This window comes from Pseudoalteromonas sp. 1181_04, from assembly GCF_052850545.1.
This window is the reverse complement of the sequence record NZ_VXCS01000001.1, coordinates 248,990-272,795: the sequence shown is the minus strand read 5'-3', so window position 1 is coordinate 272,795 and position 23,806 is coordinate 248,990. Positions and strand designations below refer to the sequence as shown.

Sequence of the window (23,806 nt, the reverse complement as noted above, 5' to 3'; positions counted from 1 at the left end):
TTCAAATAGTTAAACCTACATAGTGAATAAACACGCCAAACGGATTCATTTTAAACGCGGAGTGAATTACTAGTTTTAGCGTACCAAATCCTATTAATAATGGTCTTATACGTGCTGAAATTTGCCCCTTAAAACACCTTAAATATACAAAAATGGCAAACTCTATCTATAAGATTGTCATAAATCACCTCTGAGCCCTTTATACACAAGGGCTCTAACAGGTATGAACAAAGCGCCAATCTAACGAGGATCTAACATTTATCAGCAGAAAAAACGGCTAAAAAACAGCCTTTGATTCTTGAAGTAGTGCAATTGGTAACGATGGTTGATTACTTTTACTACATCGAGCAACGGACCTTATAATTTCCGTCTCTGTCATTGTTTGATTTGCAAGAATAATTGTAGGCCCATACTGGTTACGTAAGTGTGAAAGCCGCTTATCAAGCGTTACTTTACAACGTGCTTTTACTTCTCGAACAATCGCTCTTGGCTCAACACTCTTGAGCATGCGGCTATATGCCTTTGGGTATGCTGCAACAAAATAGCTGTCTGGTACTGTAAATATATCAAGCGGTATCGGTTGAGTCCGCTTACCTTGCAAACGTAATTCGTGACGCGTCCAACCTTTATAAAAAGGTTCATCTTCAGGTAGTTTGAGTTGCTTACCCTTTTCATAAATTGCCATCTTTTTATGAGAGCTATTGGCACCTATGTAAATTGTTCTCCCCTCGTTTGATTTAAGATCCCTTCGAGTCGGTGCAGTACCGGACTTAGGCGAGTAGTCACCTTTACTAAACGACTTTTGAACATGACGTATGTTGTATTTACCGCTTAAATCATCGAGCGCTAAATCAATTCGCCTAATGTCCAACTTAGCAAATTGCTCGAGTTGTAATAGCGGAAAAAAATAGCGGTCATCTAAATTGATTAACTCACATGCAAAACCTGTTAGCTCTAATCGAATACTCATTTTATTGTTAGGCCATTTAATTGCACCGCAATTTTGTTTAACCACATCATAACTGTGGAGTAATTGTCCATCATCAAAGTGTTTTAGCTTAGGCTTAAACTGACTGATTTTAATCAATAGTGACTTTAGCCAGTCTTTAAGCTTTTGCATAACATCATCGAATTGCTCCTTACGAACAAGCACTAAATTAATAGTTACATAATCAATTCGTGTTTTAATATTATTGTTTACTAAAAAAAGACAATCTGTCTTTATTAATGACTCTTTATGAGCCCCTGTAAGTGTATTGTTTTTACTTACTTTATTAGTATTATCTGTCGGTGTTAATGCCCCTTTTATGATCTTATTATCCATTAATGCATGCCTCCATCCAGTTTAAGAGGTCGGATAATCGCCATGCTGTCGTTCTTTTATTTAATTGAATTCGCTTTGGAAACGTACCCGCCTGCTCCATCTCATAACGTGATGTACGTGATAGCCCTGTAATATGCTGGCATTCTTTTTCTCTAACAAAACGGTCAATACTTGGTGTTTGCTGTTCGCTATGATTTTTATTCATGTCAATTTCTCTATTTTTTATTTCGATTCGATCGAGTGTGATCGCATCAGTTCGAGAGCTATTAAATAGAAAAATTAAAAGTCTGAGAATCGAGCCTAGCTGCTAGGCTCAGACTTTTTTTAAATTGAACAAATCGAAAAACTACTTCTGCGGCATAAAAAACAACAGCAAGCAATTGATTTTAAATAACTAATAATAATAAATGGAGTAACTAATACAAACCGTGGATTTACATGGAGGTTTATTTAAACGTAGGCTAAACAATTACTATTGATAATAATGAGGTATAAGTAGGATGTTCAAGGCCTCTTTTTTGTCAAAAGATAGCCTTGATAATATGGCATGATTTAAGGGGTTTTACTCGTTCAGATTTGTTCCATCTGAGCTAATTATTAACTCGCTTTTGCTATGTGTTCGCTCCACCAGTCCATCATTTCTCGTCTGCGGTCGATATACTGTGCACGGTTATAAGCGCGTCTGACTTCGTTTTTTTCTATGTGTGCTAAAGCAGTTTCTATTAAGTCTGGATCAAACCCTTGCTCATTTAAAATGGTGCTAGCAAGCGCACGCATACCATGGGCCACCAGCGCACCTTCAAGCCCCATCCTTTTTATTGCCGCATTAGCTGTTTGCGCATTTGTATGACTTCGTGGGTTTCTATCAGCAGGAAAAATATATTCTCTGTGGCCGCTAACTGGTTTCATTAATTCTAGTAAATGAAGCGTTTGTTTAGTCAAAGGTACTTTGTGCTCTTTTCGCATTTTCATCCGCTCGGCAGGGATTATCCATAACCCGTCATCAAAATTGATTTCAGACCACTTAGCAGCTGCGGCTTCCATTGGTCGGCACATTGTGTGTAACTGCCATTCAATCAAACAGCGTGTTGTGTATTTTATACTTGCACGATTTAGCATTGCCATTAATTCTGGCAATCTTTCTGGCTCAATCGTACTCATGTGAGTTCGCTTTGGTGATTGAAATGCACTGCGAATACCTGCCAACGGGTTTGATTGGATCAAGCCCACGTTAACAGCATAAGTCATGACTTCATTTACTCGTTGGCTTAATCGTCTAATTTGTTCAAGCACACCTTTTGATGCTAGTGGCTTCATAACAGCAATGACCATGGGCGCTGTTAATGTATTAATAGGTCTGTTTGCTAATTGCGGAAATAAGTGATTTTCAAACGAACGCCAAATATCTTCAGCATAGCCTTCACTGACTGATGCACGCTTTACATCGAACCATTGCTCAGAAACATATTTAAATGTATTTTGAGTTTCGTTAAGTACATCGGTTTTTTCTTGCTCGGCCTGCTCTTTCGGATCAATGCTTTTTGCAAGGAGCGCACGTGCTTGCTCTCTTAATACTCTAGCTTCTTGAAGTGTGATTGTAGGATATGCGCCCAGTACCATATTATTACGCTTTTTAGTGTAAGGACGATAGTAACGGAATATCCAAGATTTATTACCTGAGACGCGTATTCTTAAATAAAGACCATTGCCATCTGCAAGTTCATAATCCTTATCTTTTGCCTTTGCGCGCTTTAATTGGGTGTCGCTGAGAGGTTTGATCAATTTTGCCATTAGTTACCTTCTTAAACTTAGCTACAATCAACTGAAATTTATAGTAAAAATGCTTTTTGGTACCACAAGTTTATTCTCAGCGGTTTATGGTACTTGCAATGGTACTTAGTGTTCCGAATAGTACCATACATCTTCGAACCATTTAGAAACAAAAAAGCCCTTAACTCATTAAAAGTTAAGGGCTTTTTGAACGTATTCGGCACTTGCCGAACACTATATTGGTGGAGCTGGGGGGATTTGAACCCCCGTCCGAAAAGCCTCGACCGTCGGTACTACATGTTTAGTATTGTCATTTAATTAACCTTTAAGTCCCGGACAAACACGGTAAGTAAAGGCGAGGCCGCTTAGTTTTAGCGCTTCAACCCCGGCCAGGGTTTCCGTCGCGATCAGGTGTTAGGGTGACACTCCAAAATCCAGTCCACAAGAATACATGGAAGGAGCGCTAGCTAGCCTAAGCTGCTAGAGAGTAGTTATCGTCGTTTGCGATTACTTTAAGTTGCGGCTTTTTAACGAGGCAAACCGCACCTCGACATGCACCTTGGGCTTCTTGAATTCCGTCGAATCCTAATCAGCCCCTGAATTAGTAAACTCATTCAGAGCGTGCAGCCAGTATAACCGAGTAACGCGCTGATACTCAAGGCCCTTTTATGCTTTATTTTATATTGCTATGTAGTTGCGGATTAAACACGCAACAAAATGTTACTATTCTCTCCTAGAACAAGCAAAGCATTAACATTTACTTAACAATATTTGAAAGTTATGTTCAAATGGTCTGCTACTTTGAAAATGCCTGACTATGGGTTTTAGCCGAGCGGCATATAAATAAAAAACATCTACATCCAAAATAATAAGAACAGGCATATTACATAGGAAATCTATAAATGTCGTTGTTTACACATGACTCTACTACGGGTTTTGTGTCACTGCTTGATCACCCTAAAAATAGTGGTTTTCCAGTGACAAGCTCGCAACTCATTGAGTTGATTGAGCAGTCCCAATTTGCTGAATTTGAGATAATAAGTGCTAATATTGGTAAACTCTTCTCGCCAACTAAAGACTATCAAGCTGACTCTTTGATCATTGCGCGTGCTCTTGATGCATCGATGTTAATTCACGTTGATGAAAAAAACATGGTTGCAGAAGCCTGCCTTACCACAGCTAAAGGTGGAGCGCTGATGTCTATTGAAAATAGCCCGTGCAGCATTGGTTGATGCCGGTGTTTTGCAAGGAGTTAGTTCCCGTGCATTGGACAATTTTTTAGGTCAGCAATTTGACAAGCCTGCGGGTGTTTCCTATAGAGCGATTGTTGCTCATGGTCGTAGACCAAAAGAAGGCAGCGACGCTAAATTTGTACGTTTGTGCGCTACAGCACAAGATCGTGTATTGAGCCCACAAGCAAAAGAAGGTGGTAAGGTCGATATGCGCAATTTAGGCGCGATCATCACTGTAAAACCGGGCACTCCTCTAATGCAGCGTGTTGCTGCAACTCCTGGGGAAGATGGTTATACGGTATTTGGTGATGTGCTGCCCGCCATACCTGGTAAAGATCTACCATTACAACCATTTGAAGGCACTAAACTCGATCCAACTAATCCCAATGTACTGATTGCAGATTGTAAAGGTGTGCCTGTCGCCCTCCCTCGTGGCATGCGCGTTGATGACGTGTTGTGTTTTGATAATGTTGATATTGGCACCGGTCATGTTGATTTTGACGGCAGCGTAATTATCAGTGGCGATATAAAAGATGGTATGCACGTGCGTGCCAGTGGTGATATCACGGTATTAGGATTTGTTGAATCAGGCCAGATCGAAAGTGCCAGTGCGGTTACAATTATGCTCGGTGCAATTGGTCGTAAGCGTGAAAATGACGAAGCGTTTACTTGCAAAATTAAAGCCGCTCGGACTATTTCAATTGGCTATGCCCAGTATTGCCATATTCATAGCGAACACGATCTCTTTATTGAACGACAAGCATTACATTGTGACTTGAGTGCTCGGCGGTTGATCCGCGTTGGTAAAGCAAATAATCCGCGCGGTAAAATTATTGGCGGCAATATTTTAGATGCCATGCGAATTGAAACCGGAGAGCTAGGTGCCCCATCGGGCACAAAAACGCGAGTTTTCATCGCGCAGTATTGGCATGACTTGAGACAAAAACAATTGCAAATTGCCGATTTTGAAAAACTGTTAGCCACTAAATCCGCAGCATTAAAGCAAGCACGTAAAAAAGCAGTTAAAATTCCAGCACCAGCAAAACGACAATTATTTTTAGACAAAATTAGTGCCAGCGAGCAACAAATTAATATTCGTATTGCCAACACCAAACGTAAAAAACATCTAGTAAAACAAAAAATAGCACAGCTTTTAGCTACTAGCCGTTTAAAAATTAATGAGTTAATGCATCCCGGTGTGGAGCTAAAAATCGCAAAAGATTCAAAACACTTTTCGCGTATTTATCCGCCCCACTTAGTTAAAATGAGCGAAGGTAAAATTACTCAGTCGTTTTAACGGCTGAGTCTTCGTTGTCACCAGCTTGCTCTGCATCTTCTGGCAGTTCTTCAGCTAAAGGCCAGCCACCCAGCTGTTGCCAACGATTAACTATCAAACAATATAGCTCTGCCGTACGTTCGGTGTCATATAATGCTGAATGAGCCTGTTTGTTGTCAAATTCAATGCCAGCTGCACGACATGCTTTAGCAAGTACCGTTTGACCAAGTGCCAAACCCGCTAATGAGGTTGTGTCAAAACTAACAAACGGATGAAATGGCGTACGCTTAATATTATTACGTTCTATTGCTGCATTTAAAAAACCATGGTCGAACGCCGCATTATGAGCCACTATGACTGAACGTTGACAACCCGCAGCTTTTTGAGCTTTACGTACCACTTTACAAATTTCTTTGATCGCTTCCTCTTCAGATACTGCACCACGTAATGGCGAGAAAGGATCAATACCATTAAAATCAATAGCGGCTTGTTCAATGTTTGCGCCTTCAAATGGCTCAACATGAAAATGCACAGTATGATCAATACTGAGTAGGCCTTCATCATCCATTTTTAATACTGACACCGCAATTTCTAACAGTGCATCGGTTACTTTATTAAAGCCTGCAGTTTCAACATCAATAACCACCGGGAAAAAGCCACGAAAGCGTTTTGCGAAAAGAGTTTGTTCAGTATTTGCCATAGTATTCTTGGTTTGCCAGAGTAAGCTGGCTATTATGTCAAAAATCATAGTGGCTAGGCTAGCGCTTTACAGATTAAATTAACACTTACATTTAGGCATATAACTTGCTTTACTTAACTAGAACTAGAGCTAGCTAACGACACCTTGATGGCTGTTAGCCTCTGTAAATGCAGCTTTTGCCAAGATATTGGCGTAATAAATTGTTGGAGATCCCGTAATGAAGCTTTCAATGCTGTTTATCAGTCTAAGCATTGCAACTGCATGCCTTTCAGATACGGCCAGCGCTGCAATGCGCCAGTACACAGCCACGGCAGATAACTCACAATGGGAAGTTGTAAAAACAACTCGCTTACAATGCCAATTAAATCATGAAGTTCCATATTATGGCGAAGCTATTTTCAGCGCTACCGCGAGCAAAAATAAAGACCTGCTATTTAACTTGGATATGGTTGTCCGTCCTGACAATTACAGTATTGCTGGTTTAAAAGCAGTCCCGCCAATCTGGCGAGCAGGTTTACCAGCACGTGATATTGCTGACATGAAATTACTACGAAAATTTGACGGCGAACTGGGTAACAAAACGGCATGGGAAATGTTGACCGAGCTTGAAAAAGGCTACCAACCTACTTTTTATTACCAAGACTGGCAAAATAGTGCCGATAAAATTGCCGTTGGCTTATCGAACATTAATTTTAAACAAGCCTATTGGGCATTTTTACAATGCCGCGATGAATTACTGCCATACAGCTTTGAAGATATTTCCTTCACGATTATGAATTATCAACCAAATACCAGTAAACTTACTAAATCATCAAAACAACGTTTAGATAAAATTGCTGAGTATTTAAAGTACGATACGACGATTGCGGCTATTTCGATTGACTCATACACAGATAGCTACGGTGGTCGTTGGAACAACTTAGAGCTGTCTAAAAAACGAGCTCAAGCGATCAAAGAATATATGGTGAGCCTAGGAATTGATGAAACTAAAGTTGAAACGCAAGGCTTTGGTGAAAAACGTCACGTAGCGACTAACGATAATATTTTGGGCCGCGATAAAAACCGCCGCTTAGTGATACAAATTGAGAAAATGTAGCTAAAAGAAGTAATGCCTTTTAGCTACATGACGACTGTTGTTAAGGGTTAAGCTTTTTAAACGTGGCTCTTTTTTTCAACCAACCATCACCAAACTGAAACACCGCTAAGCTCAGTAATATGATGGCAGCGCCAATAAGTAATTGTTGATCAATTGCTTCATTATTTAACCAGCCCCCTAAGCCAATCGCAAAGCTTGGTGTGATCAAGGTGGTTAGCGCCACGGTACTAGCTGGTAATTTTTGTAACACATGAAAATAAGCAAGCGAACCAACCAATGAGCCAAACACGCCCAAATACACAATTGACCACAGTGATTTTACTGTCCACGTACTCGTATTGAGCTCACCATCGAACAACCACCAAGTAATAAAAAATAAGGGCGTAACAAATACTAATGCACCAAATGTGGTCGCCATTGGATGAATAGCAATTTTTATTCGCTTGATCATCACCCCACTTAAACTAAAAAAGCACACAGCCATAAATACGTAAGCTAAACCCTGCATTTGCATCAATGAGCCTTGCATGTGTTTTTCACTTACCAAAAATAACCCCAATAGCGCAAATGCTAACGCAATTAGTTTAACAACGCTGAATTTTGGCTCGTTGAGTAATCGCTGTGCTAATAAACCAGATAAAATTGGTGCCAGACCAAACATTAATGATATCAGCCCTGATGGAACTGTTTTAGCTGCCATATAACTCAACAGCATGCCACCATATATGCCGATACTCGAATAACCATACAAAAAACACGCACGACGGTGCCAAGGGACACGAATATTAGCAATCGCCACAACTAATGCAGCCAGCACTAATCCTATCGACATCCGTAACAATACCGCGAGCGTTGGTGTAACAGACTCACTGCTCCAAACAATTCCCAAAGGCGTTGTTGACCAAATTAAGACCATTAAAAAATATGATGCTTTAACGCTCACAAGCGGATCCTTTTAGCAAAGTGGCGATAACAAAGAGGAAGGAGATACAGCACTAACCGCTTTGAAATCGCGGTTAGTAAAAAACAACTTAACCGCAGCGCAGCAATGGGCGCACAACTGATAGATTCAGCCATGGGCGCATGGTTAGGGCTCGGTTAACTTGTTGCATGTAAATAGTATTCTTAATAATAAATTGAATTTATAGAAATAGCAGAACTGGTTAATAAGTCAACTGCTAGAGTGGTTTTTATACCAAAAACTGACTTCACAATGATGGCTTGTAAATCATAAGTTACATTTAATTTCTTTGATTTGTAACAAAACTATTTAAGTTTGTGCCAACTAGTTATATCTTGCCTGCCTCTCACGATGTTTTAGGGGCAAAAAGTGCTTAAAAATAAAACAATAGGCAGCATGTTAATTGTTGCAGGTACCACTATCGGCGCAGGGATGTTGGCGCTACCAATCGCTTCTGCGGGACTTGGCTTTACAACCGCATTAGCATTAATTATTTCAATATGGGCGTTAATGACTTATACCGCATTATTAATGCTCGAATTACATCAACATGCTGATCGCGATGCCACGCTAAATACGTTAGCAAAATCATGGTTAGGTAAACGCGGCCAATATCTGGCTAATTTTTCGGTGATGTTTTTATTCTATGCGCTTTGCTCAGCTTACATTGCAGGTGGTGGTGCGCAACTACAAGAAAAAATAAATAACGGCTTTAGCCTCGATATTGCTCCGCAAGTAGGTTCAATCATTCTAGCGATTGTAATAGGCACAGTTGTTACCTTAGGCACCAGTAAGGTCGATAAGCTAAACCGAGTGTTATTTAGCATCAAAATTGTGGTACTGGCGAGCTTATTTTATATGTTAACCCCGTATGTTCATGGCCAACATTTACTCGAAATGCCCATTGAACAAGGCCTTATTTTATCAGCTATTCCTGTGGTATTTACCTCTTTTGGTTTTCATGGTTCGATCCCATCGATCGTTAAATATGTTGGTTTAGATATTAAAACCTTACGCCGTGTCATGATTGCCGGAGCAGCTTTACCGCTGGTTATTTACATTTTTTGGCAGTTGATCAGCCAAGGTATGATGAGTCAAGCTGAATTACTAAAAAGCTCTGGCTTACCAGGCTTTGTGGCAAGTATTGCCAGTATCGCTAATAACGCAGCTGTTGCCACTGCAGTTAACCTATTTGCAGACTTAGCACTGGCAACCTCATTTTTAGGGGTGAGCCTAGGATTATTTGATTTCTTTGCTGATGCCTTTAAAAAAGGAGATGGTAATAAAGATCGGATAAAAACAGCCCTCATTACTTTTATCCCGCCATTAGGATTTGCATTGTTTTACCCACAAGGTTTTATTATGGCGCTTGGCTATGCAGCTATCGCTTTAGTCGTACTAGCAGTGTTTTTACCCGTAGCAATGGTTTATAAGCAGCGTAGCAGCGATAAAGGCGGCTATACAGTGCGTGGTGGTAATTTTGGTCTGGCAGTAGCGGCGCTTTGCGGCGTGCTTATTATCAGCGCCCAAGGGCTGCAGATGGCAGGTTTAATCCCCGCGATAGGTTAATGCAAAAAGGCACCTAAATGGTGCCTTTTGGTATTTTAACTAACTTGAGTTAGATTAAACATGTGTTTAACTCAATCATCAAGCTTTGCAAATAGCTTTGGCAAATCTTGCTCTGCTATAGGCGGGCTATAATAATAGCCTTGCACTATAAAGCAGTTATTGTTTTGTAAAAACTCCACTTGTTCTATGGTCTCAACGCCTTCGGCTACCACATTCAATTTTAACTTTTGTGCCATCGCTATAATTGCCGCAGTGATCTCCATGTCATTTGGATCATCCGGTATATCTTTAACAAACGAGCGGTCAACTTTTAAAATATCAACTGGGAAACGTTTTAAGTAGCTCAATGACGAATAACCCGTGCCAAAGTCGTCTATCGATATTGACACGCCAAGCGCTTTTAGCTGATGTAATTGCGTAATTGCCGCTTCCACATTACCCATTAGCATACTTTCGGTTAATTCCAGATGTAACCGCTTAGCCGACACCTTGGTTTTCTTAATAATCGATGCCAATAATGGCACTAACTTAGCATCTTTAAACTGACGAGCAGAGAGATTAATCGAAATATTATTTTCTCGCCCTTGCGCTGCTAATCTTGCTGCAAACTCACACGCTTCTTGTAGCACCCAAGCACCTAACTCAACTATTAAACCTGTTGCTTCAGCTATTGGGATAAACTTGGTAGGTGGGATCATCCCTTCAGTTGGGTGGAACCAGCGGATCAAGGCTTCATAACCGACCACATGCTGAGTGCGACTATCAACTTGTGGTTGATAGAAAATCACAAATTGCCGTGCTTTGATTGCTAAACGCAGTTCGTTTTCAATAAACAGTCGCTCATTTGCTGCAGCATCTAATTCTTGGCTATAAAAGTGATAAGTATTACGCCCTTTTGCTTTAGCCTCATACATAGCTAAATCAGCGTGTTTTAATAACTGGTCTTCTTCTTTGCTATCATATGGTGCCATAGTAATGCCAATACTAGCACTAATAATGACCTCGTTATTGCCAAGCATTATTGGCACATTCAATGTTTTTTGAATCGTGTTAGCAACATCCATTGCATGCTCTTGACGCTCAATTCCACTGAGTAAAACTGCAAACTCATCGCCACCTAAACGGGCAATTGTATCTTCCGCTCGCAGTCGTTTTTTCAAACGGTTAGCAACCTCAACTAGTAGCTGATCGCCTGCATCATGACCAAGTGTATCGTTAATACGCTTAAACTCATCTAAATCAAAATAGAATAAAGCAAACGCATAATGGCCACGCTCTGCAAGCGCCATTGACTTACGTAATTGCATTCTAAAGAAGGTACGGTTAGCTAGCCCCGTTAAGGTGTCGAAATAAGCCAATTGCTCCATTTTCCGCTGGCTTTCTTTAACAAACGAAATATCCTGTGCTGAGGCAACATAACTGGTGATGCTGCCACCGTCTTCGCGAATTGGTGAGATACTGAGCGACACCCAGATTGGCTTTTTATCTAGACCTTGGATCAAAGTATCGCCACGCCAATAATTTCGGCTGCGTAAATCAATATCAATGTCATCAACCAAAATAGCCATTTCTTTGGCGATAATACTTAATAGCGGTGACTGCATAAAGTGATTTTCTTCAAATCCGGTCATTTCTAACATTTTTGGATTGACGTATTCAATCACGAAGTTTTGATCGGTGATGACCACTGCAGTGCCAGAAAAAGCAACCGCTTTAGATAATCGATTTGCGGCTTTTTCGGCAATCTCTTTTTCTGTAATACGCTGATTCAGACCATCAATAAGCTTACGAATTTCAATAGCCATATCGCGAAAAGAGCCATTTAAAGTACCAATTTCGTCTTTATTTTCTTTTGGAAATTCAATTTGTAAGTGCCCTTTGCCAAAGCTGGTTACCGCATGTACTAATGAATGAATACGACGTAACACCAGTTGGTAAAGTGCTTGATGTAATAACAGTGCGACTAAAATGGCATATAAAATAAACAACCCAAAAAACTTCACTTTTAGCTCTTCAAGTGCTGAAAGTGCTGATGAACGTTTTTTGTAAATTCCTATATACCAGTCTAAATTATCAACTTTACGAATATTAATGATGTGCGATTCACCATCTTGTACAAAAGAGTCTGCGTATTCTGGTAAATGCATTTTGATAGTTTGATTGATCAGCTCTTGTAGATCGCCATTAACAAAATCATGAGTGCGTAGTGGTTTGCCTGCTTTACCGTAGGTTTCGTAAAGATTTTTATTCAGATCAGGATGAGCAAGTAATTGCCCTTGGCTATCAAAAACAAATAAGTGCTGCTCCTTGTCACCGATCGGTAATTGCGAAATAAGCGTATCGAGTGCTAAATCGCTGCCAGTAACACCTAAAAATTCATTTTCAAGATAAACTGGCACCAGTAAACTCACCACCCATTTATGCCAAATTTTATCGTAGTAAACTTTAGACCACACAGCCGAGCGGGTTGGGTTAAGCGCTTCTTTTGCGTAATTAAAACTTTGATTATCAATAAACTGATGAGAGCCTGCAACATTCAGAGCCCAATTAGGTGGCGCAATACGGATAAAATTATCTTTGGTGATTAAATAAAAGTTAAAGAAATCTTGGATCAAGGTAGGCGCTACAATTTTCCATAGCGATTCAGAATCATTAATGAGTTTTTTATAAAAAGGTGAGTACTTATCTTGTGGCATAAAAGCCGCAGATAAACCATCATCAGAGGCACTGCGAATACTGCCATCGGGGTCAAAGCTGAGCTGCGCACTTTGGCTACTGAGCAATTGCGAGGAATTATAAAATAATTGGCTAGAGACGACATTATTCGCTTGCTCCGCAATATTAATTTTGGTTTTCACCAGAGTATTAAACTGACGGATCAGACGTTCGCTGGAATGCTTGAGAACTTCATGTTCTTCAAATACCAATTGTTTTTCTTCTGATTTTAGCATTAACACCGCTGCACAGATCCCAGCAATTAAACAAATTGCCGAAATTAACAGCGAAAGCTTCATACTCAACGAATTTACACCAAAGCGTGATGGTGGGCGTCTATACACCACAGGACAACCTTATTTTTAATAATTATTTTTATTTAAATTCACCTAAATAAATATACCAGATCCCTATTTAGATTTATAAATTTTTCGTTGAAATTACTGAAAAAATCCCATATCAAAAATAAACTATCCTTTGGCGGCGATAAAACCCGCTAGAGTGTTGACTTTATAGCCCACTCTCCATACATTAAGAGTATGAATATAATATTTTCGCAATTACATTTTTCGTTTTTTAGCTTCTTTAGATAGAAGAGGCTTACCTGTTTGCGAGATTAAATCAACCGAATAGCAAAGCCTCCCAATTGGGAGGCTTTTTTGTTTTTATTACCCAAAAGGTAATTTTTTGGAATGAGGAACCCAAAAATGACTAATGATGTACTTAATTCACTTAGACACGATATCAATGAAATTGATTCTGACCTATTAGTGCTATTAGCAAAACGTCGCCGTATTAGCCACGGCGTTGTAGAATATAAGATTGCTAATAATAAACCGATACGTGATGAGGCCCGAGAACTTGCCTTGTTAGAAAAACTCATCGGTTATGGTAAGTCTCTTGGTTTGGACGCTTATTATGTGAATAACGTTTTCCAAACAATTTTAGAAGATTCAGTACTTAATCAACAAGCCATGTTACAGAAGAACTTAAATCCAGATGCTATGAGTGAAACACACCGTGTTGCTTATTTAGGTGGTCAAGGTTCTTACAGCCAACTTGCTTGTCATAAATATTTTAGCCGTCGCCCAGGTAAACTTGTTGAAATGGGCTGCTCTAGCTTTGAACAGATCACTGGTAAAGTTGAAAATGGTCAAGCAGATTTTGGCTTATTACCCATTGAAAACACCAGCTCTGGCAGTATTAACGAAGTGTTTGATTTACTGCAACACGCACAAGTCTCCATCGTTGGTGAAGTAACCCACAGTGTTGAACATTGTTTATTGGTCACACCGGGTACTGAGCTTAGTCAGATCAGTAAGATTTTTGCTCACCCGCAACCATTCGCTCAATGTAGTCGCTTTTTACAAGGCTTAGGAGATATTCAACATGAAACATGCGATTCAACCTCAAGCGCTCTACAATTAGCATTAGATACCCCTAATAGCGCAGCAATTGGTTCAGCTCAAGCGGGTAAGAATGTGGGTTTAGAAGTGATTAAATCAGGCCTTGCGAATCAACGTGAAAATCATAGCCGTTTTATTGTAGTTGCCCGTAAGCCTCTTTATGTATCAAAACAGATCCCGACTAAAACCAGTTTAATTATGGCAACTAAACAACAAGCAGGTTCTTTGGCTGATGCGTTGATGATTTTCAAAGAACATAATATCAACTTAGTAAAACTAGAATCACGCCCTGTGCCGGGTAACCCATGGGAAGAAGTATTCTATGTGGATTTAGAAGCAAACCTGGTTGATAACCATGTTAAGCAAGCACTTGAAGAACTTAAAGAACACACCCAATATGTACGCGTACTGGGCTGTTACCAAAGTGAATCGCTGCAAGCTGTTAGTATAGAAAGTTAAGCGCTAAGTAAAATATAAAAAAGGGCTAAAATTAGCCCTTTTTTATTATCTGTTTTTCACACAGCGGTTATCAATCAAGTACTTTCGCATCATTAGCTTTGTTTAACAGGCTGCGACTTTGCGTTAAAAAATGCGCAGTAGCATCTGAAAAATACGCTTTAGCATCCGCAAATGAATCAATTAAAGCGGCCTTATCACCGGCTTTTAATTTTGCCAAGGTACTTGCAAACGTATCTTGATATTGTGCAAGTAAAGGCTCTACGTTATCAAATTGCGCTAGCATAATGTCTGAATAAAGCTCTGGTGATTGTGCGAATAAGCGCCCTACCATCATCAACTCTAATTGGTAAATCGGTGACGAACAACTGCGGAGCTCCTCGAGAGTATGACCTTGTTTTGCTAGAAACTGACCGTATACAAAAGTGGTTAAATGGCGCATAACCTGAATAATTTGCATGGCTTCATCGTGCTTTTGCGCATCGAGTTCAACAAGTTGACAGCCCCACACTTGCAGTTGCGATAATAAACCTTGGGCAATCTCATGGTTACGGCCTTCGCAAACCACCACTGTTTGCTTTACCCAATGAGAAATATCAGGACCAAACATTGGATGTAAACCTACTACAGGACCGCTATGCACTGCTTTTAATACTTTTAACGGTGCTTGCTTAACTGAAGTAATATCAACTAATAAACAATCATCATCGAGCTTAGGTAAGGCAGTAACCACTGTTTCTAAGGCATTAATTGGCACACTGATCATCACCAGTTTTGCACCCGCTAATATTTCTTGCGCGTTACTTTGCTGTTCTTTGTCGAGTATTCTAACTTCATACCCTGAACGGATAAATTGCTGAGCAAACAACTGCCCCATAGCGCCTTGACCACCAACAATCACAATAGGTGATAACTGTGGCGCGCTACATGCTAATTTAGCCTGTTGATTTTGGTAAGCTTCCCGCATCATACGGCGTAGGATATCTTCCACCAATTCAGGATTAACACCTTGGTTAATCGCTTCTTGGCGACGAGCAGCTAATAAAGTAGCTTCACGGTCAGGCGCATGCAGTGGCGCACCCGTTTGTTGTTTGATTGCGCCTATCTGCTCGGTAATACTATTACGTCTAGCCAGCAGTGCAACCAACTGGGCATCGCATTCATCGATCCCCTCTCTTAACTTATCTAACTCTTTTATATCCGCCACGCGACTACCACCTTAGAAACTGCAATTTCGTACATTTAAATTTACATAAAAGTAAACTAATCAATACGATAAATACTAACAGGATCGCTTAGTTGTTAAAAGGCTAAATAAGCAAAAGAATGAGGGTTTAAGCGTTAAGCCATAAGTTATAAGTTGGCCGAGTTGTATTTGATTTATGAGTAATTCTTGGATGGGTATTTTTTTACTGAACTTCTCTGCGCTCTAATCAAGTTATGGTGATCACTTTAACGTTGAGCGATCTTAATCTTTTAACTTTATCCTTTAACCTCACTAGCCTTCTAATTCGATAACTTTACTCTACCTAACTTACTATCTCTAAAAACCAAAACGGGTTGCAGCCCGAAGGTTGCAACCCGTTTTTTTGCGTTGATAAACAGCGCGTATTAGTTAAGTTTTTCTCTAATACGTGCAGATTTACCAGAACGCTCACGTAGATAGTAAAGTTTCGCACGGCGAACTGCACCGCGACGCTTAACTGCTACGCTATCGATAAGAGGGCTGTGCGTTTGGAATACACGCTCAACACCTTCACCGTTCGAAATTTTACGAACTGTGAATGCTGAGTGAAGACCACGGTTACGCTTAGCGATTACAACACCTTCAAAGGCCTGTAGACGCTCTTTAGCACCTTCTTTTACTTTTACCTGTACAACCACTGTATCACCAGGGCCAAATGCAGGTACGTCTGTTTTAAGCTGCTCATCTTCAAGCGCTTTAATAATATTTTGGTTTACTTTTGCCATTATGTTTCTCACTTTCCTAGGTGTAACTGTCTTCTAGCCACAAGCTTTTTGGTACTCTTGCTGAAATTTCGCGAGTAATACCGCTTGCTCCTCAGTCAGAGCTAGGTTATGCAACAAGTCAGGACGGCGTAACCAAGTTCTGCCTAATGACTGCATCAGCCGCCATTTTGCTATCTCTTGGTGGTTTCCGCTGAGTAATACAGCAGGAACCTGTTTGTCGTCCAATGTTTCTGGCCGTGTATAGTGAGGACAATCTAGCAAGCCATCCGAAAATGAGTCTTGCTCTGCTGACTGGTTGTGTCCTAATACACCCGGCACTAATCGCGCTACTGCGTCAATTAATGTCATGGCTGGTAGTTCACCACCACTCAAAATAAAATCACCAATCGACCATTCTTCGTCAACGTATGATTCTATTATTCTCTCGTCTATACCTTCATAGCGACCGGCAATTAAAATCAGTTTTTTAGAGCTGGCGAGTTCGCTTGCCCCTTGCTGATCTAATTTGCGCCCTTGCGGGGACATATAAATTACTTTTGCACCATCGCCTGCCGCCTGTTTGGCGTCAAGAATGGCTTGTTTCAGTGGTTCAACCATCATTAACATACCTGGACCGCCCCCGTAAGGACGATCATCCACGGTTCTATGCTTATCAATAGCATAATCTCGTGGGTTCCAGCAGTTAAAGTCGATCAGACCATTTTTTACTGCTCGACCAGTTACACCTTGCGTTGTAATGGCATCAAACATGTCCGGGAAAAGGCTGATAACCCCTACCCACAACGAACTCGTTTGACTCATTAAAAGCCAGGATCCCAGTCTACTGTAATTTCTTTTGCATCGTGCTTAATCTCTTTGATAACTGAATCAGTTAAAAACGGAATTAAACGCTCTGCTTGGCCAAATGCATCTTTATTGTTTGCTTTCACAACCAATACGTCATTTGAGCCTGTCTCCATCAGGTCATCAACTATGCCTAAGTCATAACCTTTATCGGTTACAACAGACATGCCAATGAGATCTCGCCAATAGAACTCACCTTGCGGGAGCTCTGGTAATTGCGCTGCATCCATTGAGATTTCTGCATGGGTATAAGCCATTGCTTCGTCTCGATCGTTTACTTGCGCAAATTTAGCGATAAAGCCTTTGTTGTGGCGACGCCAGTCGACCACTTCTAAGGTCTGCCATTTACCTTGCTGCCCTATCAACCACGGGCTGAAATCGAAGATCCCTATGGGATCATCAGTAAATGAATGTACCTTAAGCCAGCCCTTTATACCATATGGGGCACCGAGCTTTCCTACGACAATTATTGATGAGGTGTTCTCTTGACTCATGGTTACACTTACGCCTATTAAGCCGCTTTACGAGCGTCTTTAACTAACTTATTTACGCGATCTGAAAGAGATGCGCCCTGACCTACCCAGTGTTCTACACGAGATAAATCTAAACGTACTTTTTCTTCTTGACCACTAGCAATTGGGTTAAAAAAGCCTACTTTCTCGATGAAGCGACCGTCACGCGAGAAACGGCTATCCGCAACCACAATTTGATAGAAAGGGCGTTTTTTAGCGCCACCACGTTGCAAACGAATAGTTACCATACCGTCCTCTAAATAGATTGACTGTTTTCATTAATAAGATTTACTCCCCAGTATGGGGAGCTGGGGAATTGTACGAGTTTTTAGCAACAATGCAAGTAAGAAGTGACTCGAAATGACTGTTAAGTTGATTAAACTATGATCTACGCGTTAAATCAGGCTATATAGAACTTTCAACGCATAATTTATCTACAAAAAAAGAGGCTATTTGCCTCTCTTTTTAGTTAACTGAGTAACTACATCTGCATGGCGTCAGTTAAAACATTAAAATTTAGGGCCACCGCCACCCATCATTCCTGGTGGTAACATGCCTTTCATGCCGCGCATCATTTTCATCATGCCGCCTTTACCTTTCATTTTTTTCATCATTTTTTGCATCTGCGTAAACTGTTTTAACAGCTTATTGATCTCTTGTACTTGCGTACCAGAGCCCGCTGCAATACGCTTTTTACGAGAGCCTTTAATGATCTCTGGACGCGCACGCTCTTTTTTCGTCATTGAGCTGATGATCGCTTCCATCTGAATAAAGGTTTTATCACCCATCTGACCTTTCACTGCATCAGGTAAGTTTTGCATACCAGGTAATTTATCAAGCATTGACATCATGCCGCCCATGCTTTTCATTTGCTTTAATTGATCAGCAAAATCATCAAGAGTAAAGCCATCACCTTTAAAAACTTTTTCAGCAACTTTTGCAGCTTGCTCTTTATCGACTTTCATTTCGACTTCTTCGATCAATGAAAGTACATCACCCATACCAAGTATACGCGATGCGATACGATCTGGATGGAAAGGCTCAAGCGCATCAGTGCGCTCACCAACACCCATAAACTTAATGGGTTTGCCGGTAATATGACGGATTGATAGTGCAGCACCACCGCGCGCATCACCATCAGTCTTGGTTAGTATCACACCGGTCAGAGGTAATGCTTCATCAAACGCTTTGGCAGTATTGGCAGCATCTTGACCCGTCATGGCATCAACCACAAACAAGGTTTCGATTGGGTTAATAGCATGATGAAGATTTTTAATCTCGTCCATCATGTCATTATCAACATGCAAACGACCTGCGGTATCAACTAATACAACATCGATAAATTTCTTTTTCGCATGAGAAATAGCTGCCTTCGCAATATCAACCGGCTGTTGTGAAATGTCACTTGGGAAAAACTCAACACCTACTTCATCGGCCAGTGTTTCCAACTGTTTAATAGCCGCAGGACGATAAACGTCGGCACTGACTACTAATACTGATTTCTTTTTACGTTCTTTTAAGAATTTGGCAAGCTTAGCAACACTGGTCGTTTTACCCGCACCTTGCAGACCCGCCATCATTACAACGGCTGGCGGTTGTGCGTTTAGGCTCAACTCTTCGTTTGCTTCACCCATGGCTTTTTCAAGCTCTTCGCGAACGATTTTAATGAACACTTGCCCAGGACTTAGGCTCTTAGTTACTTCAATACCTACCGCGCGCTCTTTAACTTGTTTAACAAACTCACGAACAACGGGTAAAGCGACGTCGGCTTCTAAAAAAGCCATACGCACTTCGCGTAGTGTATCTTTTATATTGTCTTCAGTAAGGCGTCCACGGCCGCTGATATTCTTTAAGGTTTTACCTAATCGTTCTTGGAGGTTCTCAAACATGTAAAGGTTCCGATCAAACGTGATATACCAATTTCCCAACCAACGTTATTGCCGCAAGTTTAGCACTTACTATTAATAGCGCTGATTTCATATAATCAGTATTATTAAAATTTTAATTAAAAACAGTATACCGTAAATGGTGGCGCACAATACAGTGTTCAAGTGAGCTGTTTGAGTTTCTTTTTACAAACTCTATGCATTTGCCTCACTATAAAATACAATGCCATTACTCTAACAAGGAATATTTGACTCAAATTGAGTGGCCCAAGCACTATGCTGATTATTAGTTTAACTATTATTGCCAGTTTATTTTATATCTTCGCGACGTCTCACGTGCTGTCTCGGTTATTTCACCAACAAGGTCCGAGCCAAAAGCTGACGGTTATCCTCAGCACGGTGGCAATTTTAGCGCACATGTTATTACTGGTGAATTCAGTGTTTCGCGCCGATGGCCAAGATTTAAGTATTGTTAATGTATCACTATTAACCTGCTGGGTGATTGTGGTCTCTGTCACTACAGTGTCATTAAAATTCCCTGCCACATTATTACTGCCTGTTGTCTATGGCTTTGCTGCTTTGCTAACAATTGCCAGCTTATTTATCCCGCATCATATTTTATTGCAAAGTATTGATGTTGAAATAGGTTTAGTCACTCATATTTCGCTTTCCCTGCTTGCATACTGTGTGTTAATTATTGCCACTTTATATGGCGTACAGTTTTACTTTATTGATAAACGTTTAAAACGAAAAGACTTAGCGATTGTGCATAGCCATTTACCGCCATTAATGGTGGTTGAACGCCAACTCTATCACTTATTAACGCTAGGCACGGTTTTGTTAACCTTAGCGTTATTATCTGGTTTTATTTTTCTTGATGGCATGTTTGCTAGTGAATTTATTCATAAAACTGTTTTATCATTAATTGCTTGGGCTATGTTTGCAACGGTGACAATTGGTCACTTAAAGCAAGGCTGGCGTGGGAAACCGGTCGTACTAGCTATCATGGCTGCTGCTTTTGTTTTAACGCTGGCTTATTTTGGCAGTCGTTTTGTGCAAGAGGTGATCCTGAATAAGTTTTAACTTGACTCAGGCAGCTCACTCCCGCTTAATACGCATTGGTTAAATAAAAAAGGATCCTTCTTTGGACGACATCTCTACAAGTGTTTTGTTTATAATACTTGGAATACTCATACTTTGTTCTGCATATTTTTCTGGTTCTGAAACGGGCATTATGTCAATTAACAGAATCCGCTTACGCCACCTTGCTAAAGAAAATCACCGCGCAGCAAAGCGTGTCAACAAACTTTTGAGCCGTCCTGATAGACTTATTGGCCTTATCCTCATCGGTAATAACTTGGTGAATATTGCTGCCGCGCAGGTTGCAACCATTATCGGTATTCGTTTATATGGTGATTTAGGTATCGCTATTGCCACTGGCGCACTAACTTTAGTAGTGCTTATATTTGCAGAAGTAACGCCTAAAACGCTAGCTGCGCTTTACCCTGAAAAAGTTGCCTTTCCTAGTTCGGTGATACTCAAAGGGTTACTAAAAATTCTCTTTCCATTTGTCGTCGTCGTTAACTGGATGACCAATGGCATATTACGCCTATTTGGTATTAGTGCTGCACAAATAGATGAGCACAGCATGAGTAAAGAAGAATTAAAAACGGTGCTGAATGAATCGGGTGCGCTGATCCCCGCGCGTCACCAAAGTATGTTGACCTCCATTTTAGATTTAGAGCAAGTCACTGTCGAAGATATTATGATCCCGCGCAACGAAATTGTTGCCATTGATATCAATGATGACTGGAAACTAATTAGTAAACAGCTTACCCATGCACAACACACGCGAGTACTTTTATATCGCGACCAAATTGATGATGCGGTAGGCTTTATTCACTCACGGGATGCACTGCGGTTATTAACAAAAGAGCAATTTGATAAACCATCATTGCTTCGCGCAGTTCGTGAGATTTATTTTATTCCTGAAGGTACGTCGCTCAATACTCAGCTATTTAAATTTCAGCAATCAAAAGAGCGTATCGGTTTAGTAGTTGATGAATATGGTGATATTCAAGGATTAGTTACCCTCGAAGATATTCTTGAAGAAGTGGTCGGTGACTTTACCACTACGCAAACACGTACTCCAAGTGAAGAAGTTGTGTCACAAGATGATGGCTCATTTTTAGTTGATGGCGGTGCTAACGTACGCGATCTAAACAAAGAAATGGATTGGGAGTTCCCTCTTGATGGCCCGAAAACATTAAGTGGCTTAATTGTCGAATACTTAGAAGACATTCCTGATGCCAACTTGAGTTTGCGTATTGCAGGCTATCCGATTGAAGTTGTTGAAGTAAAAGAGAACATGATCAAACTGGTGCGCATTCAAGCGAACAAGCGCAAAATATAAGCAATATCTGTAGAGTAACCTATGGTTACTCTACTCCCTCAGCTCATCCCCGCAACAAATTTTTTGTTCATTATTCTCTATAAAGTGTTAATTATTAGGCTATTATATTTGTAACTTTATAGATGTGGAAAATGCAATGGAAGATATCTCTATCGAGACCCTGTACACCAAAGCGATTGAAATGCTAATGACCTATGGCCCTCGATTTTTATTGGCAATCTTTGTTTTAATTGTTGGTTGGTGGTTTGTTGGCCGTATTGCCAGTATGGCTGAAAAATCAATGGCAAAGGTAAAATTTGAAGCCGGATTAAGTCATTTTTTGGTCTCCTTCTTATCGGTTATTTTAAAGTTACTATTACTGATCTCAGTCGCATCAATGATTGGTATAGAAACAACCTCGTTCATCGCTATGCTCGGTGCTGCAGGTTTAGCGGTCGGTATGGCATTACAAGGCAGCCTAGCGAATTTCGCTGGTGGTGTGCTGATCTTATTTTTTAAACCATTTAAAATTGGTGATGTCATTGAAGCCCAAGGCTATATGGGCAAAGTGGTTGAAATTCAAATATTTGTTACCGTACTACTCACTTATGATAATGAAAAAATTATCATCCCAAATGGTGCACTTTCTAATGGCTGTGTAAAAAACAAGTTTGCAGAACCAACTCGCCGCGTCGATATTGAGTTTGGTATTAGCTACAGTGATGATGTGCTTAAAGCGCGAGAAGTACTAATGGGCGTGTTAAATAGCTACGAGTTAGTACTCAAAGATGAGGCAAAACAACCGGTTGTGCATGTAAGTCAGCATGGCGATAGCCATATCGGCATGTTGGTCTGGGCATGGGTTGATTCTGAAAATTACTGGCCAGTGTATTTTGGTTTATACGAACGCGTTAAAATTGCCTTCGATAAAGAAAATATTACCATTCCATTCCCACAGCGCGATGTACATATTCATCAATTCCCAGGGAAATAAACTAATATTAAAAAGCCCGCACAGCGGGCTTTTTAAAATCTTGAATCTTGTCAGATCAGCTAAATAACCTTTCTAACCACCCTTTATCTAAATCGTCTTCACAACGTTTAAGCTGAGCCGCATAGCGACTTGCACGATTTTTTACTTTATTAGCCACTGCCATTAACCACTTTTTATTTTTATAGGTGCCGCGTTTATAACCGCCCCAGCCTTCGTGGTAATTTAGGTATTGCGCGTAGGCATCCCATTTCGAGATGCCATTAACTTTATGAGTCTTATAAACAAACCAGCCCATAAAGTCGATAGCGTCATCAAAATCATCGCGATCTGCGCCGCTATTACCCGTTTCACGAATATAATCAGACCAGGTGGGAGTTTTTGCTTGTGAGTAGCCGTAAGCTGAACTTGCTCGCCCTGTGGGAATAACCCACAAAAAGTATTCCATTGGCGGTGCAGCATCGTGTTTAAAGGAGCTTTCTTGATACATCATGCTCATTAGTACATGTTTAGGTGAGCCCCATTTTTCTTGGGCATCTTTTGCGTCATAGTACCAATCGCTTTTTTCTTCAAAAATTTTACATATATCATTAGGTTGCTTTGGAGGGGCTGTTGCGCAACCAGTTAACAGAGCCCCCAGCGATAAAATAATTAAACTATTTTTCATTTTTTTTTATGCTCGCTGAACTTTTTATAAAAGTATAAG

At 40.5% G+C, this 23,806-nt stretch carries 19 protein-coding genes, 1 other RNA gene and 1 pseudogene; 7 read left to right on the top strand and 14 right to left on the bottom strand.

Annotated features, from left to right (window positions below; translation table 11 throughout):
- Positions 1 to 277: 277 nt before the first annotated feature.
- From FW757_RS01180 to ssrA, 4 genes are all read right to left on the bottom strand, one after another.
- Complete coding sequence (locus FW757_RS01180) at positions 278 to 1,324, bottom strand: replication initiation factor domain-containing protein (RefSeq protein ID WP_446440762.1); 1,047 nt, start codon at positions 1,322 to 1,324, stop codon at positions 278 to 280.
- Positions 1,317 to 1,529, bottom strand: coding sequence for a helix-turn-helix transcriptional regulator (locus FW757_RS01175; protein ID WP_446440761.1), 213 nt, complete (start codon positions 1,527 to 1,529; stop codon positions 1,317 to 1,319). Before FW757_RS01175 ends, FW757_RS01180 begins: the two co-directional genes overlap by 8 nt.
- Positions 1,530 to 1,921: 392 nt before the next feature.
- Positions 1,922 to 3,115 carry an integrase domain-containing protein gene (locus tag FW757_RS01170; RefSeq protein WP_446440760.1) on the bottom strand — a complete coding sequence of 398 codons (1,194 nt, stop codon included), beginning with the start codon at positions 3,113 to 3,115 and terminating at the stop codon, positions 1,922 to 1,924.
- A gap of 219 nt (positions 3,116 to 3,334) precedes the next feature.
- Positions 3,335 to 3,691: a transfer-messenger RNA gene (ssrA, locus tag FW757_RS01165) on the bottom strand.
- A gap of 305 nt (positions 3,692 to 3,996) precedes the next feature.
- On the opposite strand from ssrA, the pseudogene FW757_RS01160 reads away from it, so the two are divergent.
- A pseudogene (locus tag FW757_RS01160) lies at positions 3,997 to 5,623 on the top strand (DUF342 domain-containing protein).
- Here FW757_RS01160 and rnt read toward each other — a convergent pair.
- Positions 5,607 to 6,302: a ribonuclease T gene (gene rnt, locus FW757_RS01155; RefSeq protein ID WP_446440759.1), complete on the bottom strand. Its 696-nt coding sequence runs from the start codon at positions 6,300 to 6,302 to the stop codon at positions 5,607 to 5,609. The pseudogene FW757_RS01160 and the gene rnt sit on opposite strands and share 17 nt — an antisense overlap.
- A gap of 217 nt (positions 6,303 to 6,519) precedes the next feature.
- On the opposite strand from rnt, the gene FW757_RS01150 reads away from it, so the two are divergent.
- Positions 6,520 to 7,398 (top strand): flagellar protein MotY, encoded by an 879-nt coding sequence (locus FW757_RS01150; protein ID WP_145237165.1) that lies wholly within the window; start codon positions 6,520 to 6,522, stop codon positions 7,396 to 7,398.
- A 40-nt stretch (positions 7,399 to 7,438) separates the two neighbouring features.
- On the opposite strand, the gene FW757_RS01145 is transcribed toward FW757_RS01150, so the two are convergent.
- On the bottom strand, positions 7,439 to 8,341 hold the full coding sequence (locus FW757_RS01145) for a DMT family transporter (RefSeq protein ID WP_145237168.1): 903 nt from the start codon (positions 8,339 to 8,341) through the stop codon (positions 7,439 to 7,441).
- A 387-nt stretch (positions 8,342 to 8,728) separates the two neighbouring features.
- Between FW757_RS01145 and FW757_RS01140 the strand changes: the two genes are divergently transcribed.
- Positions 8,729 to 9,928: an aromatic amino acid transport family protein gene (locus tag FW757_RS01140; protein ID WP_145237171.1), complete on the top strand. Its 1,200-nt coding sequence runs from the start codon at positions 8,729 to 8,731 to the stop codon at positions 9,926 to 9,928.
- A 71-nt stretch (positions 9,929 to 9,999) separates the two neighbouring features.
- On the opposite strand, the gene FW757_RS01135 is transcribed toward FW757_RS01140, so the two are convergent.
- Positions 10,000 to 12,990, bottom strand: a complete 2,991-nt coding sequence (locus FW757_RS01135; RefSeq protein WP_446440758.1) for a bifunctional diguanylate cyclase/phosphodiesterase — start codon at positions 12,988 to 12,990, stop codon at positions 10,000 to 10,002.
- Positions 12,991 to 13,350: 360 nt separating this feature from the next.
- Here FW757_RS01135 and FW757_RS01130 point away from each other — a divergent pair, with 360 nt between their 5' ends.
- Entirely contained in the window at positions 13,351 to 14,508 is a 1,158-nt protein-coding gene (locus FW757_RS01130) for a chorismate mutase (RefSeq protein ID WP_149980790.1), read from the top strand.
- A gap of 70 nt (positions 14,509 to 14,578) precedes the next feature.
- On the opposite strand, the gene tyrA is transcribed toward FW757_RS01130, so the two are convergent.
- The 6 genes from tyrA to ffh form a co-directional block, all read right to left on the bottom strand.
- Positions 14,579 to 15,712 carry a bifunctional chorismate mutase/prephenate dehydrogenase gene (tyrA, locus tag FW757_RS01125; protein ID WP_145237181.1) on the bottom strand — a complete coding sequence of 378 codons (1,134 nt, stop codon included), beginning with the start codon at positions 15,710 to 15,712 and terminating at the stop codon, positions 14,579 to 14,581.
- Positions 15,713 to 16,116: 404 nt separating this feature from the next.
- A complete protein-coding gene (rplS, locus tag FW757_RS01120; RefSeq protein ID WP_002962189.1) occupies positions 16,117 to 16,476 on the bottom strand; it encodes a 50S ribosomal protein L19 in 360 nt (119 codons plus the stop codon).
- Between the two features lie 33 nt (positions 16,477 to 16,509).
- Positions 16,510 to 17,277, bottom strand: a complete 768-nt coding sequence (trmD, locus tag FW757_RS01115) for a tRNA (guanosine(37)-N1)-methyltransferase TrmD (protein ID WP_145237185.1) — start codon at positions 17,275 to 17,277, stop codon at positions 16,510 to 16,512.
- Positions 17,277 to 17,813 (bottom strand): ribosome maturation factor RimM, encoded by a 537-nt coding sequence (rimM, locus tag FW757_RS01110; RefSeq protein WP_149980792.1) that lies wholly within the window; start codon positions 17,811 to 17,813, stop codon positions 17,277 to 17,279. Before rimM ends, trmD begins: the two co-directional genes overlap by 1 nt.
- Positions 17,814 to 17,830: 17 nt before the next feature.
- On the bottom strand, positions 17,831 to 18,079 hold the full coding sequence (gene rpsP / locus FW757_RS01105; RefSeq protein WP_145237191.1) for a 30S ribosomal protein S16: 249 nt from the start codon (positions 18,077 to 18,079) through the stop codon (positions 17,831 to 17,833).
- Between the two features lie 261 nt (positions 18,080 to 18,340).
- Entirely contained in the window at positions 18,341 to 19,720 is a 1,380-nt protein-coding gene (ffh, locus tag FW757_RS01100) for a signal recognition particle protein (protein ID WP_145237194.1), read from the bottom strand.
- Between the two features lie 273 nt (positions 19,721 to 19,993).
- Here ffh and FW757_RS01095 point away from each other — a divergent pair, with 273 nt between their 5' ends.
- The 3 genes from FW757_RS01095 (at position 19,994) to FW757_RS01085 (ending at position 23,103) form a co-directional block, all read left to right on the top strand.
- The gene (locus tag FW757_RS01095; protein ID WP_145237197.1) at positions 19,994 to 20,800 is read left to right on the top strand and encodes a cytochrome C assembly family protein; all 807 of its coding nucleotides are present in this window, start codon (positions 19,994 to 19,996) and stop codon (positions 20,798 to 20,800) included.
- A gap of 61 nt (positions 20,801 to 20,861) precedes the next feature.
- Complete coding sequence (locus tag FW757_RS01090) at positions 20,862 to 22,130, top strand: HlyC/CorC family transporter (protein ID WP_145237200.1); 1,269 nt, start codon at positions 20,862 to 20,864, stop codon at positions 22,128 to 22,130.
- A 136-nt stretch (positions 22,131 to 22,266) separates the two neighbouring features.
- Entirely contained in the window at positions 22,267 to 23,103 is an 837-nt protein-coding gene (locus FW757_RS01085; RefSeq protein ID WP_145237203.1) for a mechanosensitive ion channel family protein, read from the top strand.
- Positions 23,104 to 23,158: 55 nt separating this feature from the next.
- Here FW757_RS01085 and FW757_RS01080 read toward each other — a convergent pair whose 3' ends face one another.
- Complete coding sequence (locus FW757_RS01080; RefSeq protein ID WP_145237206.1) at positions 23,159 to 23,767, bottom strand: transglycosylase SLT domain-containing protein; 609 nt, start codon at positions 23,765 to 23,767, stop codon at positions 23,159 to 23,161.
- Positions 23,768 to 23,806 lie beyond the last annotated feature (39 nt).

Coding starts and splice junctions, on each gene's coding strand:
- FW757_RS01170 (WP_446440760.1), bottom strand. CDS start 3,115: ATGGCAAAATTGATCAAACCTCTCAGCGACACCCAATTAAAGCGCGCA.
- FW757_RS01175 (WP_446440761.1), bottom strand. CDS start 1,529: ATGAATAAAAATCATAGCGAACAGCAAACACCAAGTATTGACCGTTTT.
- FW757_RS01180 (WP_446440762.1), bottom strand. CDS start 1,324: ATGGATAATAAGATCATAAAAGGGGCATTAACACCGACAGATAATACT.
- FW757_RS01095 (WP_145237197.1), top strand. CDS start 19,994: ATGCTGATTATTAGTTTAACTATTATTGCCAGTTTATTTTATATCTTC.
- FW757_RS01085 (WP_145237203.1), top strand. CDS start 22,267: ATGGAAGATATCTCTATCGAGACCCTGTACACCAAAGCGATTGAAATG.
- rpsP (WP_145237191.1), bottom strand. CDS start 18,079: ATGGTAACTATTCGTTTGCAACGTGGTGGCGCTAAAAAACGCCCTTTC.
- FW757_RS01150 (WP_145237165.1), top strand. CDS start 6,520: ATGAAGCTTTCAATGCTGTTTATCAGTCTAAGCATTGCAACTGCATGC.
- ffh (WP_145237194.1), bottom strand. CDS start 19,720: ATGTTTGAGAACCTCCAAGAACGATTAGGTAAAACCTTAAAGAATATC.
- rplS (WP_002962189.1), bottom strand. CDS start 16,476: ATGGCAAAAGTAAACCAAAATATTATTAAAGCGCTTGAAGATGAGCAG.
- FW757_RS01130 (WP_149980790.1), top strand. CDS start 13,351: ATGACTAATGATGTACTTAATTCACTTAGACACGATATCAATGAAATT.
- rimM (WP_149980792.1), bottom strand. CDS start 17,813: ATGAGTCAAGAGAACACCTCATCAATAATTGTCGTAGGAAAGCTCGGT.
- rnt (WP_446440759.1), bottom strand. CDS start 6,302: ATGGCAAATACTGAACAAACTCTTTTCGCAAAACGCTTTCGTGGCTTT.
- trmD (WP_145237185.1), bottom strand. CDS start 17,277: ATGAGTCAAACGAGTTCGTTGTGGGTAGGGGTTATCAGCCTTTTCCCG.
- FW757_RS01080 (WP_145237206.1), bottom strand. CDS start 23,767: ATGAAAAATAGTTTAATTATTTTATCGCTGGGGGCTCTGTTAACTGGT.